This window comes from Curtobacterium sp. ER1/6, from assembly GCF_001742745.1.
In the GTDB taxonomy this organism is placed as follows: domain Bacteria; phylum Actinomycetota; class Actinomycetes; order Actinomycetales; family Microbacteriaceae; genus Curtobacterium; species Curtobacterium citri.
Window position 1 is genome coordinate 1 of record NZ_MJAK01000007.1, and the last position, 14,790, is coordinate 14,790.

Annotated in this window: 10 protein-coding genes; 8 read left to right on the forward strand and 2 right to left on the reverse strand. The window is 72.8% G+C overall.

The genetic code is table 11. From position 1 onward, the window contains the following. Window positions 1-391: 391 nt before the first annotated feature. The 8 genes from Cus16_RS11210 (at window position 392) to Cus16_RS11245 (ending at window position 9,128) form a co-directional block, all read left to right on the forward strand. The gene (locus tag Cus16_RS11210) at window positions 392-2,401 is read left to right on the forward strand and encodes a glycosyltransferase family 2 protein (protein ID WP_069712755.1); all 2,010 of its coding nucleotides are present in this window, start codon (window positions 392-394) and stop codon (window positions 2,399-2,401) included. After that, window positions 2,398-3,138 carry an HlyD family efflux transporter periplasmic adaptor subunit gene (locus Cus16_RS11215; RefSeq protein ID WP_069712756.1) on the forward strand — a complete coding sequence of 247 codons (741 nt, stop codon included), beginning with the start codon at window positions 2,398-2,400 and terminating at the stop codon, window positions 3,136-3,138. The genes Cus16_RS11210 and Cus16_RS11215 overlap by 4 nt, the downstream gene beginning before the upstream one ends. Window positions 3,139-3,216: 78 nt before the next feature. Next, window positions 3,217-5,223: a glycosyl hydrolase gene (locus Cus16_RS11220; protein ID WP_083263909.1), complete on the forward strand. Its 2,007-nt coding sequence runs from the start codon at window positions 3,217-3,219 to the stop codon at window positions 5,221-5,223. 73 nt (window positions 5,224-5,296) lie between these two features. Beyond that, window positions 5,297-5,740, forward strand: coding sequence for a hypothetical protein (locus Cus16_RS11225; RefSeq protein WP_069712757.1), 444 nt, complete (start codon window positions 5,297-5,299; stop codon window positions 5,738-5,740). Next, window positions 5,737-6,639 carry a hypothetical protein gene (locus tag Cus16_RS11230; RefSeq protein ID WP_141718948.1) on the forward strand — a complete coding sequence of 301 codons (903 nt, stop codon included), beginning with the start codon at window positions 5,737-5,739 and terminating at the stop codon, window positions 6,637-6,639. The genes Cus16_RS11225 and Cus16_RS11230 overlap by 4 nt, the downstream gene beginning before the upstream one ends. Continuing rightward, the gene (locus tag Cus16_RS16700) at window positions 6,639-7,904 is read left to right on the forward strand and encodes a hypothetical protein (RefSeq protein WP_189319580.1); all 1,266 of its coding nucleotides are present in this window, start codon (window positions 6,639-6,641) and stop codon (window positions 7,902-7,904) included. Before Cus16_RS11230 ends, Cus16_RS16700 begins: the two co-directional genes overlap by 1 nt. After that, complete coding sequence (locus Cus16_RS11240) at window positions 7,901-8,560, forward strand: ABC transporter ATP-binding protein (protein WP_069712760.1); 660 nt, start codon at window positions 7,901-7,903, stop codon at window positions 8,558-8,560. Before Cus16_RS16700 ends, Cus16_RS11240 begins: the two co-directional genes overlap by 4 nt. A 70-nt stretch (window positions 8,561-8,630) precedes the next feature. Continuing rightward, complete coding sequence (locus tag Cus16_RS11245; RefSeq protein WP_069712761.1) at window positions 8,631-9,128, forward strand: hypothetical protein; 498 nt, start codon at window positions 8,631-8,633, stop codon at window positions 9,126-9,128. 35 nt (window positions 9,129-9,163) lie between these two features. On the opposite strand, the gene Cus16_RS11250 is transcribed toward Cus16_RS11245, so the two are convergent. Together Cus16_RS11250 and Cus16_RS11255 are read right to left on the reverse strand one after the other, a co-directional pair. Further along, window positions 9,164-9,943, reverse strand: a complete 780-nt coding sequence (locus tag Cus16_RS11250; RefSeq protein WP_069712762.1) for an Fpg/Nei family DNA glycosylase — start codon at window positions 9,941-9,943, stop codon at window positions 9,164-9,166. A 59-nt stretch (window positions 9,944-10,002) separates the two neighbouring features. Continuing rightward, window positions 10,003-14,787 (reverse strand): DEAD/DEAH box helicase, encoded by a 4,785-nt coding sequence (locus tag Cus16_RS11255; RefSeq protein ID WP_069712763.1) that lies wholly within the window; start codon window positions 14,785-14,787, stop codon window positions 10,003-10,005. Window positions 14,788-14,790 lie beyond the last annotated feature (3 nt).

Consider the following 14,790-nt stretch of genomic DNA (forward strand, 5'->3'; position numbering starts at 1 on the left):
CCCCCCCCCCCCCCCGCCGCAACACGCAACGTCGGCGGTTCCTCGCAGCGTCATCCCGCTGCGAGGTGCCGCCGACGTCGCGTCTTGCGGGATCACGCAAGAAGCGGCGGGACCGTGCCGACTTCTCCGCGGCCAGGCGCGGAGCCGGTCGGGCGGCTCGTAGTGTTCGGAAGGACCGACGGCGACGGGCCGTCGACGCACGACCGCTCCGACACACCGAACACCGCGACCGCACCCTCGGTCGCGGACCCCGGCGTGGGCCCCGAAGCCCCGCCGGTCCGGCCCTCCGGGGTCCGACCCATGTCGCCACAGCCGCCGACGCCCGTCTCGCGTTCCACCGGCGTCCCTGCCCGCGGCCCGCGAGTCTCTCCCGACCCGACTGGAGACCCGCATGTCCGCACCCACGGACGTCCGTCGCTCGCGCGCGGACGTCAGCAAGCACGACGTCAGCCAGCACGACGCCAGCAAGCACGACGTCAGCACGCACACCGCCGACCAGCACACCGCCACCGCTGCGCCGCCGACCCCGGTGCCGGCCCGCCGCAGCGTCCCGCCGCAGTCACCCGACGTCCCGGCCCTGCTGCCCGGCAGCGACGTCGGCACGGCGCTCCCGCAGCAGCTCGTCACCCGCGACCGCGACCGCGCACGTCGTCGCCGCGCCTCCGTGCAGGTGCCGAACGTGCGCCCGCGCTCCGAGAGCCGCGCGCACAGCCCCGTCATGGTGCTCATCGTGCTCGTCGCCACGCTCGGCGTGATGGCGTACGCCGTGTTCCTCCTCGACCCCGCGAACCGCGGTGACTTCCTGCCGTACGGGCTCGTGATCGTGGCGGAGAGCGTCCTGGTCGGCCAGGCCCTGCTGTCGATGTGGACGATCCTGTCCGGTGGTGCCGACCCCCGCGACTTCGCCTTCCACCAGACGCAGGACACCCTCTTCGACCGCGACGCGATCAGCCACGACGGGCTCGCCGACCAGCCGCACCGCTGGCCGATGCACGTCCGCGGGCAGCAGGTCGAGGTCGACGTCTTCATCACGGTGTACGGCGAGGAGCTGTCGAAGATCGCCGCGACCGTCCAGGCCGCCGTGGCGATGCGCGGCGAGCACCGCACCTGGGTGCTCGACGACGGTCGGAGCGACGAGGTGCAGGCGCTCGCCGCCGAACTCGGCGCCCGGTACGTCCGCCGCCTGTCCTCGCACGGGGCCAAGGCCGGCAACATCAACCACGCCCTGACGCTGGCGAAGGGCGACTACTACGCGGTGTTCGACGCCGACTTCGTGCCGGCACCGGACTTCCTGTTCGAGACCGTCCCGTTCTTCGCCGACGACTCGATCGCGTTCGTGCAGACGCCGCAGACCTACGGCAACCTGCACAACCTCGTCTCCCGCGGCGCCGGCTACATGCAGACCGTGTTCTACAAGTTCATCCAGCCCGGCCGGAACCGCTTCAACGCCGCGTTCTGCGTCGGCACGAACGTCATCTTCCGCCGCAGTGCGATCGACGACATCGGCGGGATGCACACCGACTCGAAGTCCGAGGACGTCTGGACCAGCCTGATGCTCCACGAGCGCGGCTGGAAGTCGGTCTTCATCCCGATGACCCTGGCCGTCGGCGACGCGCCGGAGACCATCGAGGGCTTCACCAAGCAGCAGCTGCGCTGGGCGACCGGTGGCTTCGAGATCCTGCTCACGCACTTCCCGTTCAACCCGAAGCACCGGCTGACGATGGACCAGCGCCTGCAGTACCTCGTCACCGCGAGCTTCTACCTGACGGGCATCGTCCCCGGGCTGCTGCTCCTCGTGCCGCCGCTCGAGATCTACTTCGACCTCCGCCCGATGAACCTGTCGATCGGCGCCGGCGAGTGGGTCCTGTTCTACCTCGGCTTCTACTTCACGCAGGTCCTGCTCGCGTTCTACGCCCTCGGGTCCTTCCGGTACGAGACGCTCCTGCTCGCCGCGGTGTCGTTCCCGATCTACGCGAGCGCGCTCTGGAACGTGCTGTGCGGCAAGGAGCAGGCGTGGCACGTGACCGGCGCCGGACGCGGCAGGACCCCCTCGCCCTTCAACTTCATCGTGCCGCAGGTCCTCGTCTTCGTCTTCCTCACGCTGACGAGCGTGGTCGCCGTCTGGCGTGACCTCGGCAACGGGCAGCTGACGCTCGCCACCGCCTGGAACATCACGAACACGCTCGTCTTCGCCGCCTTCATCGTCGCGGCGTTCCGCGAGCAGGCCCGGAACCGCGTCGCCGACCGCGCGCAGACCCCCGGCGAGGCGGTCCGCCCGGTGACCCCGCTGGCGCAGGCCTCGGCCAGCCCCCTCCGGACGACCGTCGTCCGGCCCGACACCCTCGAACCCCAGCGCGCCGCGATCGCCGGCGTCGCGATGCAGGACGGACACCGCGCATGACCTGGACCAACCGACTCCGACTGTTCGGCGGCCTCGTGGTCGTGCTCGTGATCGTCGCCGCCTGCACGCTCGTCTTCAACCAGCGCCAGAGCGCGGTCGCGAGCACCTCCGCCGCGATCGCCGCCCAGGAGTACGCCGTGGGCACCGACTACGGCGGAACGGTCACCGAGGAGTACGTCGAGGAGGGCGACTCGGTCACGAAGGGCGCGAAGCTCCTGCAGGTGCAGAGCCTGCAGCTCGCGCAGGACATCCGGAAGGGCGTCGTCGGCGCGGACACGCAGACGAGCGCCTACGACATCGGCGAGGACGGCCTCATCACCTTCAAGGCCGAGGTCTCCGGCACGGTCGCGAAGGTCGACGTCAAGACCGGCGGCTACGTGCAGGCCGGCTCCGAGCTCGGCACCATCCACAAGGAGGACAGCCTCTTCGTCACCTCGACCTTCACGGTCACCGCGCGCGACTACGGCCGCATCCGCAACGGTGCCCAGGTCGACCTGCGCCTGCCCGACGACCGCACCGTCCGCGGCACGGTGCAGAGCGTCAGCGTCGAGACGAGCGACGACGGCCGGGCGAAGACCACCGTCGACGTGCAGAGCCCCGAGCTGTCCGCCTCGCCGTCCTCCGGCATCACGAGCCCCGGCACCCCCGTCGACGCCACGCTGCACCTGCGTGACGACGGTGCGCTCGCCGGCGTCTCGGACATGGTCCGCGACTTCTCCCGGCAGATCGGGCTGTAGCCGGTGCGTCGACCCCTCCGGACCGCAGGCCGCCCTGCGGGCGCTCGCCGCGCCTCCCGTCCGCTCCTGCTCGTCCCCGTGCTGACCGCCGTCGCCCTGCTCGCCAGCGCGTGCACCGGGCCGGGAGGCGCGGATCACCAGGCCCCGTCGGCCGCCGCCACCGACGCGGCTGCCACCACCGACGGGGCCGCCCAGGCGCGCGCAGTCGCCGCCCTGGGCGACGTCGCGACGTCGACGGTCGGCGCGATGCGCCTGGCGGACGGGCTGACCCCGCCCACCAACCGCTGGTTCTCGGGGCTCGTCTTCGGCGACGCCCCGCAGCCGGTGTTCCCCACGCCGATCTCGTGGCAGGTCACCGGCGGCGGCTTCGCCGCGGGGCTGCCCGACGTCACCGCCACCGAGAAGACGATCGCTGCGGGCGCGGTGCCGCAGGTCGGGTTCGACCTCGGTGCGACGACCACGCTCGTGTCGGCGTACGACGCGGTCTCGGTGACCGTCGAGCACCGCGACGGCGACACGGTCCTCGGGCACTCGGTGGTCGCCGAGGGCTCGCCCCTCGTCACCTACACGGCAGCACGCGGCGAGACGATCACGGCAACCTCGCCGATGACCCCGACGAGCGACGACACGGCGACGCTGTCCGGCGGCGGCCGGACCTGGCAGGTCGTCGTCCGCGACGGGTCGCTCGACACCACCGGCGTCACACTGCGGCGGGGCGGCTCGGTGGTGCTGCTGCCGACGCCCGACGGCGCGTCGGCTGCGCAGGTCGCCACGCTCCGTGACGCCGCCCGGCCGCTCGGCGGGTCGACCCTCGAACGCCGCGCGTCGGGTGGGTCGCAGCGCACGACGCTGTCGTACGACTTCGACGGCGGCGCCGGCGTGCTCGTCCCGCAGCCGGGGCAGGGCACGACGGGCCTCCGGTGCACCGGACTCCGGGTCGCGACGCTCACGGGCCCGGCGCCGGTGTGCACGGGGACGGCACTCCGCTTCGCCGTCGACACCGTGACGCCCTCGGACCGGCTGGACCTGTCCGGGCTGCCGTCCGGGGAACGCGCGACCCTGGCGGCACAGGTCCGGAAGGACGCCGCGGAGGTCGATGCGTCGTCGTACGCCGCGGACACCTACGGCGGCGGCAAGGACCTGTACCGCGTCGCGACCCTGTACCGCCTGGCGGTGTCCCTCGGCCTCGACGACCAGGCCTCGGCGCTCCGGACCTCGATCGTCGGCGAGCTCGACCAGTGGTTCGACCCGGCCGGCTGCGGGGACCGCACCGCGCGGTGCTTCCTCGCCGACCCGACCGTCCACGGTCTCGTCGGGCAGCAGGCGTCCTTCGGCTCCGACGAGTTCAACGACCACCACTTCCACTACGGGTACCTCCTGTCGGCGGCCGCGATGGTGGCGGACGGCGACGAGGGGCTCGTGTCCCGGTGGCGGACCGTCGCCGACCTCGTGGCCGCGGACATCGCCTCGCCCACCGCGACCGAGTCGTTCCCGGCGCTCCGCGTGTACGACCCGTACGTGCAGCACTCGTGGGCGTCCGGGTACTCGCCCTTCGCCGACGGCAACAACCAGGAGTCGTCGTCCGAGGCGGTCTCGGCCTGGAACGGTGTCGCCCGCTGGGGTGCGGTGTCCGGCTCGTCGTCCCTCGAGTCGACCGGCACCTGGCTGCTGTCCAACGAGGCGGCCTCCGCGCAGCGCGACGTGCTCGACCCGGACCTGTCGTCGTTCCCCGGCTTCACGCACCGCGTGGTCTCGCTGACCTGGGGCGGCAAGCGCGACCACGCCACCTGGTTCAGCGCGGCCGCGGCGGCCCCGGCGGGCATCGAGCTGATCCCGATGCCCGCGATGGCCGGCGAGTACGTCGGCGCCGGCGGGCAGCGGCAGATCCAGCGGGTGCTCGACGAGGCCGTCCCGGACGGTCGCTACGACGTGCAGTTCGGGGACTACCTGCTCATGTACCGGGCGCTCGGCGGGAAGGCCGAGGCGGCGGCGGCGCTGACGGCGGCAGAGCGGCTGCCGGACGCGGTGATCGACTCGGCGAACACCCGGTCGTACCTGCTGGCCTGGATCATGACCCGGGGGTAGACACCCCGTCCCACCTCTGCAAAGTGGTCCTGCCGGTGATCTTCCACATTTCACCGGCAGGACTGGAGGGGTCATGAGGAAGCACACTGCACAGAAGATCTCCGCCGCCATCGGCGGCATCGGCATCGTCGCGGGAGTCGTCATCGGGGTCGCGCCGGCGGACGCGGCAGAGCGGGGGATCCTCGGCGGCTGGAGCGAGCGTGACGGCACCATCGGTCAGGGCCGACCGCTGGTCGGGGAGGACCTGCGCGCGGGCCCGAACCACCGGGGGACGGCCGAGTCGACCACGATCGGCGGGACGTCGCACAAGCGCGCGCACGGCTGGACGACCTGGGCGGGTGTACGCCACTACACCACGGCGCAGCTCGAACACTACTGGCCGGCGAGCGGCGTGATCGCGACGTCCGGGCGGAAGTACGGCACCGGCGGGACCGAGGCGGTCTCGCCCTGGAAGGCGTTCAACCCGAACGCCCCGAGCAACGGCAACGGTCAGGCGCGGACCTACTACGGCCGGTGAGCAGGAGTCAGGCCTGCCTGGTCGCAGCGCTCGTCAGCACCGCGATGGTGCTCGTCGCCCTGCTCTCGGTGTTCTCGGCACGCAAGGACGTGCTGGTCGCCGAGGGAGCCGATCTCGCGACGTCGGAGAGCATCCTCGTCGACGCACGACTGCAGGACATCCTCGCGCACGCCGATCGGTTCGCGACGGGAACGCGGGTCTTCAAGGAGATCGATCCCGACACCCGCGTCGTCGCGTTCGTCTCCGGTGGCTGGACCGACGTGCCGCTGCATGCCGGGCGAGCCCTGACCGGCACCCCCGGTGAAGCACTGGTGGGTGCCGGTCGGGCTCGGGGGGAGACGACCGTCGACGTCGCGGGAGAGCGATCCACGGTGGTCGGTCGTCTCGGCGTCCGAGCAGCGAGCCTGCTCGAGGAGCAGGCGGTCATCGTCCGGCCGACGCTGTTCGCCGACACTCCAGAGCGCCTGCGGGTGGACGGTCCGCAGGTCGCGCAGCGGTTCCGGTCGGTGTTCCCGGACCACTCAGTCGAGATCGTCGGGTCGGGTGCCGAGCGTCGGACGAACGTCGACGTCGTCACGCCGGTCCTGACGGCAGCAGGGTGGGGTGCCGCCGTCGTCGTCCTGATCGCAGCGGCCGTGGCTGCAGCGGCCGCGGAACAGCGGGTCCTGCGGGTCCGGAACCTCGTCGGTGCCGCTCCGTCCTCGCTCGTGGTCGGCGTGCTCCTGCGCTCGGTGACGGTCCTGGTCGTGTGCGCGGGCGCGGTCTCGGTCACGAGCAACGCCGTCGCGGGCTCGCTCTTCGTCCGTCCGGACGTCGCGCCGTGCCTCGGCGCGCTCGGATGCGGCTTCCTGATGGCCGTGAGTGGTCTGCTGTGGACGGGACGCCGCCGGTGGAGCTGATGCGGGACGTCCGGCGGACCGGCCTGCTGGTGCTCGCGAAGGTGGTCGTGCTGGTGCTCGTGTCGCTCTCGCTGTACGGCTTCGGCACCTTCGTGCAGTCCACCGCCCTCGCGGTCGACCGCCGTCTGTCCGATCGCGCGGACGTCGACCTCTACACGATCATCGACCGCTTCACCGGGGACCCCGACGGCTTCGAGCGGTTCCGTGCTTCCGAGGCCGACGTCGGGCGGCTCGCGGCCTTCGTCGATGCCCTCGACGAGCAACAGGGCATCAAGCGCATCTCGGCGTACGACCAACCGCTCGTCCTGACGGACCCTCCGGCGGACGATCGGTTCGACGTCGGCTACGGCACGGAGTACACGCTGCGCGGGGAGTACCACGACGAACGCGGCAGGACCGTGCGGGACGTCAAGTCCGTGCAACTCGACGAACAGGCATGGGACTTCGCCGGTCTCGAGGTGGCCGAGGGCACGGAACCGTCGTGGGACGCCGTCGACTACGGACGCTCCGTGCCCGTCGTCCTCGGCGCGGACTACGCGGGAAGGTACTCGATCGGAGACGAGCTCTCGGCGACCCTGCTCTTCCGCGAACTCCGTCTCGTGGTCGCCGGTTTCCTCCGTCCCGACGCCGACATGTACTTCCGGGGCGACCTCGAGCACCAGGTGGACGACGCCGTGCTGCTGCCCTACCCGGCCCGTCTCGCCGGCCTGGCTCGGTCGGACCTGGAGTTCGCAGGTCTGCTGGGCTTCCAGGTGCTGAACGGCGATCTCGCGGTCGACCGTGACCTGACCGTCGACGACGTCCTCGCGAGCCTCGGTGCGATCGGTGCCGCGACCGGGTTCACCGAGTACTCACTGACCGGTGTCCCGACGTACGTCGTGCAGCTCGCGTCGGTCCGTCAGCTCGTACAGGACAACCTGCACCTCCTCGGCGCGGTCCTCGTCCTGATCGTCCTCGCCGGCGGGACGGCGTCCGCGTTCCTCGGCCGACTCGTCGCTGCTCGCCGTCTGCCGGTCTGGTCCGCGTACTGGGTCACCGGTCGCGACACCGCCGCGCTGGCTCGCATGTGGGCACCGCTCTGGCTCGCAGAACACGTCGTCGGACTCGCCGGCTTCACACTCGTCTGCTCGGCACTGCCCAATCGTCACGGCGTCCCCTTCCTCACCGTCCTCGCCTTCGGCGCCGTGTGGGCGGCCATCGACGTCGGCGCCCAGATCCACGCCGTCGCGCGAGCGACCTCCCCACGATCAGGAGTCCCCCGGTGATCTCGCTCGACTCGATCTCGAAGTCCGTCCGCGAGCCCAACGGACAGGTGCGGTCGATCTTCGAGGACCTCCGGTTCACGCTGGCCGATGACGACCGCTCCGTGGCGGTGCTCGGCAGGAGTGGTTCGGGCAAGAGCACGCTCCTGCGCATCCTGAGCGGACTGGACCTCGAGTACAGCGGCGTGCACACGTTCGTCGGTAGCCGACTGCCGAGACGTCGGGGCGACCTGGCGCGCTACCGCCGGGACCACATCGGTGTGGTCACTCAGTCGTACGACCTCCTGTCCGACCGGACGGCGCTCGCGAACGTCCAGCTCGGGTGTCCGCAGCGGTCCGGGTCTGCCGCCCTCGCACGACGTGCACTCGGGCTCGTCGGTGCCGGCCACCTCGCCTCCCGGCGGGCAGCACGGCTCTCGGGTGGCGAAGCGCAACGCGTTGCCATCGCCCGCGCCGTGGTGGGTCGACCGGCAGTGGTGCTGGCGGACGAACCGACGGGTGCCCTCGACGAGGAGACCGAGCTGGACGTCCTGCAGCTCTTCGACGACCTGCAGTCGACCGGCATGCGGTTCGTCATCGCGACGCACAGCTCGCGAGTGGCGGAGCGCTGCTCCCGACGAGTCCTCATCCGGGACCGACGACTCGTCGACCTGGCGTGAGGATGTGTGTCGATTCGCTTCCCGGACGCTCTGGGATGTTCCTCGGGCACCGCCGCCTACCGTGCACGGCATGACCACGCGAGCCAAGACTGCCACCGCGCTGCTCGGCGCTGCCACCCTCGCCCTGCTCCTGACGGCGTGCGACCCCGGGGGCGCGCAGAACATCGACCCGGTGGGCAAGGTCCCGGGCGACCAGGAGAAGTCGCAGTCCGCCGACTGTGCGGTCGCCTCGAGCAACGCCGTCGACGCCATCGGTACCGCGGTCGGTCCGCACGACACCACCGACATCGCGAGCGTGGCCGAGGGCGACGGCGGCTGGTACCTGGCGGCGTCCATCGTCCCGTCGGACAGCAAGGACGCGAACGACGACGAGCTCACGATCTGGGCCACCACGTCGGACCCGACCGCCGAGGACTTCGACGGCACGATCTACGCGGTGAACCAGACCGCGAAGGAGGCCACCGCGGACGAGTCGCAGTCGGCCTCGCCGGCACCGAGCTCGTTCAGCGCCGACTCCGACGCCGCGAAGCGCGCCGAGAGCTGCGCCGTCGAGGCCGCCGACCGCTGACGCACCGGTGCCGCTGAGCGGTCGTTGCCCGTCCGTCAGCTCTGGCAGCGCGGGCACCAGTAGGTGTCCCGAAGGGTGAGCTCGGAGTCGCCGAGCTCACCGCGCCGCACCGGCGTGCCGCAACGGAGGCACGGCTTGCCCGCCCGGCCGTAGACCCAGAACCGCCGCCCCGGGCGGTCCACGCCCGTGGTCACGCGGTGGCTCCGGTCGCGGTTCGTCGTGATGAGCCGGCTGGCGAGCCCGATCACCCGCGCCGGGTCCTGCACCTGGTCGACCGGTCGCGTCGGCAGGACGCCGCGGAGGAAGCAGAGCTCGTTCCGGTAGACGTTGCCGAGGCCCGCGAGCACGCGCTGGTCGAGCAGGGCGAGCCCGATCGGCCGCTCGGGGTCGGCGGTCAGGTTGGCGAGTGCCACGTCGGCGTCCCAGTCGGGGCCGAGCAGGTCCGGCCCGAGGTGTCCGACGACCTCGGACTCCTGGTCGCGGGGGACGACCTCGAGCACCCCGAGCGTGAACCCGACGGTCGAGACGTCTGCCGCGTCGAGGACCACACGCGCCTGGTGGGTCGGCCGTCGCCACCGCTCCCCGGGGGCGTAGACGTCCCACCGGCCCTCCATCTTGAGGTGCGAGTGCACCGTGAGGTCGCCGATGCGGTGCAGCAGGTGCTTCCCGCGCGGCACGACCTCGTCGACGGTGCGGCCGACCAGGTCGAGCGTCGCGAACGCGGGGACGCGGAAGTCCGACCGGGTCAGGACCTTGCCGGCCAGCGCCTCGTGCAGACGTCGGGCGGCGCGGAAGACGGTGTCACCCTCGGGCACGGCGCACCTCCGTCCGTCGTCGTGCGTCCCGCTCGTCCGGTCGGGAGGCCCTGGTCGCCTCAGACACGCAGCCGCAGTCCCTGCGGGGTCGCGGTGAACCCCGCCTCCCGCAGTGCCGACCCGAGTTGCGACTCGAGCACGAAGTCACCGTCCACCCGCTCGACCGCGAGCTTCCGGAGCCCGCTGCGCACGACACCGGCGATCGAGCGCGCCGCGACCGCCAGGTCCGCCGGGTCGTCGGTGAAGGTCAGCACCGACTTGCCCCCGCGCTCGACGTAGACCGCGAGCCGCCCGTCCACCGTCGTGACGAGGGCGCCGGCCTTGCGCCCCGGACGGTGGCCGCGGCCGGTCGTCGTGGTCGCCGCCGGTGCCGGGTCCGTGCCGGGTCCGGCGTCCGGGTCGGCCGGGGCGTCCTCGGACGGCCACGGCAGCGCGGCACCGTAGGGATTCGCCGGGTCGGTCGCCGCGAGGGTCAGTGCCTGGCGCTCGCGGTCCGGGTCGGCGCGTTCGTCGTCCTCGAGGTCGCGGGCGTGGGTGCGGAGGCGGTCGATGGTCGGGCCGGTCGCGAACTGCGCCGCGCCGAGCCCCTCGACGAAGTACCCGCGACGGGCTCGTCCGGACTCCTCGAAGCGACTGAGGACGCGGTACACGCCGGCGAACCCGCCGCGGACGCCCTCGACCTGCACGGCGCCGCGGGTGACGACCCCGTAGCGCTCGAGCAGCTGTTCCGCGGTGGCGGCCGCACGCAGGGTCGAGTCGGACTCCGCCAGGGGCAGGATCGACCAGCGTCCACCGACCGAGGGCGGCCCGGACTGGGACGGCAGCGTCGGGCGTCGACGACCGCGGTAGGCCCGTGCCCGCGGCGCGCTCGTGCTCTTCGCCCTGCCGCCGAGCATCGCCCGCAGCGGCGCGAAGGTGTCGTTCGTGATCTGCCCGTCCCAGACGAGGTCCCAGAGCGCGGTCGTCAGCGCCTGGTCGTCGGTGCTCCCGACGGCCTGGCCGAGCTGCCGGAAGAAGTACGCGCCGCCGCCGGCCAGGGCGCCGAGCACGTCACGCTGGAGCTCGGTGGTCTCGTCGCCCGCCGGCTCGGCCAGCGTGGTCGCCGCGGACTCGGCGAGGTGCAGCCGCACCCAGCCGTCGTTGCCCGGCAGCGTGCCGCCGCCGGACCACAGGACCTCGCCCGTCGCCGTCAGCTCGTCGAGCATGCTCGTGGAGTAGTCGGTCACGCGCGACGGCAGCACGAGGGTCTCCCACGCACTCGCGGGCAGGGCGACCCCGGCGAGCTGGTCGATGACCTGCAGCACGCCGTCGACGCCGCGCAGCCCCCCACGGGTGCCCGGCGCCTGGACGTGCTGCCACGCCGGCAGGAACCGGGCGAGGGCGTCCGGGGCGACCGGTTCGACCTCGTGCCGGAGCGCCGCGAGCGACTTCGTGCGGATGCGGCGCAGGACCTCGGCGTCGCACCACTCGGCGCCCTGGCGGTCCGGGCGGAACTCGCCCTCGACGACACGGCGGTCGGCGACGAGGCGCCGCAGGGTGTCCTGCACGACGGCGACACCGAGGCCGAGGCGCGTGGCGGCCTCCTGCGCGGAGAACGGGCCGTGCGACCGGGCGTACCGGCCGACCAGGTCGCCGAGCGGATCGGCGACGGGTTCGACGAAGGCGGTGGGGACGCCGATCGGCAGGGGGACACCGAGGGCGTCCCGGAGGCGGGAGGCGTCCTCGATCACGGCCCACCGCGTGGTGCCGCCCTGCGAGAACGACAGCACGCGCCGGTCGCGCTCCAGGGTCTCGAGCGCGCTGCGGAGCGTGGTGGCAGTGGCGGACGCGTCGTCCGCGACGTCTGCGTCCTCCGCAGTGTCGGCGCCGCCCGCAGCGTCAGCGCTACCCGCAGTCTCTCCCGCGACGGACGGGGCCAGCCAGCTCCGCTCGACGACCTCGGACAGCTCGAGGGCCCCGACGAGCCGCAGGACGTCGACGACGCCCTCGGCATCGCGCGCCCGCCGGTCCGGCGAGAGCCGCTGCAGGTCGCGCTCGACGGAGGCGATCACGGCGGGGTCGAGCAGCTCGCGGAGCTCCGCCCGGCCGAGGAGCTCCCCGAGCAGGGTCGAGTCGAGCGACAGGGCGGCGGCTCGCCGCTCGGCGAGGGGTGAGTCGCCCTCGTACATGAACGCCGCGACGTACCCGAACAGGATCGACCGCGCGAACGGCGACGGCTGCTCGGTCTCGCGCTCGACCAGGCGGATGCGCCGCTCGGCGATCTGGTCCGAGATGCCGAGGAGCGCCGGCACGTCGTAGACGTCCTGCAGGACCTCGCGCACGGTCTCGAGCACGATCGGGAACGTCGGGTACTTCCGGGCGACCTCGAGCAGCTGCGACGCCCGCTGGCGCTGCTGCCAGAGCGGGGAGCGCTGCCCGGGGTTCCGGCGCGGCAGGAGGAGCGCCCGCGCCGCGCACTCGCGGAAGCGCGCGGCGAACAGTGCCGAGCCCCCGACCTCGTCGGTGACGAGGGCCTCGAGGTCGTCCCGCTCGAACACGAACAGGTCGGCGCCGGGCGGCTCGGCGTCGGTCTCCGGGATCCGGACGACGATGCCGTCGTCCGCCGCCATGGCGTCGCCGTCGATGCCGTGTCGCTCGCGCAGGCGCGCACCGACCGCCAGGGCCCAGGGCGCGTGCACCTGCATGCCGTACGGCGAGTGCAGGATGAGCCGCCAGTCGCCGAGTTCGTCACGGAAGCGCTCGACCACGAGCGTCGTGTCGTTCGGCACGTGTCCGGTCGCCGCACGCTGGTCGCGGAGGAAGGTCAGCAGGTTCGTCACGGCGCGGTCGTCGAGGCCGGCGGTGGCCACGCGGACCCGGGCGTCGTCGTCGGACGCGGCGTCGACCTCGCGAACGAAGGCGCCGGTCGCGCGGCCGAGCTCGGCGGGCCGACCGATGCCGTCGCCCTTCCAGAACGGCACGCGTCCGGGCTGCCCGAACGCCGGGCTGACGATCACGCGGTCGTGCGTGATCTCCTCGATCCGCCAGCTCGTGGCGCCGAGGGCGAAGACGTCGCCGACGCGGGACTCGTAGACCATCTCCTCGTCGAGCTCGCCGACGCGGGACGCCTTCTCGCCGACCATGAACACGCCGAACATGCCGCGGTCGGGGATCGTGCCACCGCTCGTCACCGCGAGTCGCTGGGCGCCGGGACGACCGGTCAGGGTGCCGTGCACGCGGTCCCACACCAGGCGCGGGCGGAGCTCGGCGAACTCGTCGCTCGGGTAGCGACCGGTCACCAGGTCGAGCGTCGCCTCGAACGCGGAGCGGGGGAGGGAGCTGAACGGGGCACTGCGGCGGACCAGCTCGAACCAGTGCTCGACGTCGACGGTGTCGATCGCCCCGGCCGCGACGGTGTGCTGCGCGAGGACGTCGAGCGGGTTCGCGGGCACCGAGATCGACTCGATCTGCCCGGACACCATGCGCTCGACCGTCACAGCGCTGTTCACGAGGTCGGCGCGGTGCTTCGGGAAGAGCACCCCGCGGGAGATCTCGCCCACCTGGTGCCCGGCGCGACCGACGCGCTGCAGGCCGCTGGCGACCGACGGCGGGGCCTCGACCTGCACGACGAGGTCGACCTCGCCCATGTCGATGCCGAGCTCGAGCGAGCTCGTCGCCACCACGCAGCGGAGCCGCCCGGACTTCAGGTCGTCCTCGATGATCGCGCGCTGGTCCTTCGACACGGAACCGTGGTGCGCCCGGGCGAGGACCGGCACGGCGGGGTCCGACCCGCCGCCCTCGGTCTGCCCGGACTGCCCGATCAGCTGCGCCGGCGGGCGCTTCGGCTGGGCGACCGGTGCGTGCGCGGAGGCGCGCCCCGGGGACTGCGTGACGGCGGCCCCACCGGCGGCCACCGCGACGGGGGTCTCCGCGGCCGCGAGCACCCGTTCCTCGTGGATCTCGTTGAGCCGGGCGGTCAGGCGTTCGGCCAGCCGCCGGGAGTTCGCGAACACGATCGTCGAGCGGTGCTCCTCGATGAGGTCGACCACCCGTTCCTCGACGTGGGGCCAGATCGACCCGTTCGTCGGCGACTCGGTCGCGTCGGCCCCGACGGGCGGGGCGCCGAGCTCGGTCATGTCGTCCACCGGCACGACCACCCGCAGGTCGAACGTCTTCTGCGCCGGCGGCGCGATGATCGTGACCGGTGCGCGGCCGCCGAGGAAGCGCGCGACCTCCTCCGCCGGACGCACCGTCGCGGACAGGCCGATGCGCTGCACGGGCTTCTCGAGCAGGTCGTCGAGCCGCTCGAGCGAGACGGCGAGGTGCGCGCCGCGCTTCGACGACGCGACGGCGTGCACCTCGTCCACGATGACGGTGTCGACGTTGACCAGGGTCTCGCGCGCGCTCGACGTGAGCATCAGGTACAGCGACTCGGGCGTCGTGATGAGGATGTCCGGCGGCTGGCGGAGCAGGCGCTGCCGGTCGGACGAGGGCGTGTCACCGCTCCGGACGCCCACCGTGACCTCGGGCGGCTCGGTGCCGAGCCGGCGGGCGGTCTGCGTGATGCCGACCAGCGGGCTGCGCAGGTTGCGCTCGACGTCCACGCCGAGCGCCTTGAGCGGGGAGACGTAGAGCACGCGGGTGCGCTGCTTGGCGGGCGGACGATCCGTCGCGCTGATGAGCCGGTCGATCGACCAGAGGAACGACGCGAGCGTCTTGCCGGACCCGGTCGGGGCGATGACCAGGGCGTGCTGCCCGGTGGAGACCGCGTCCCAGGCGCCGGCCTGCGCGGCGGTCGGTGCGGGGAACGCGCCGCGGAACCACTCCGCGGTCGCGGGGGAGAAGCGCTCGAGGACGTCCGTCATGGT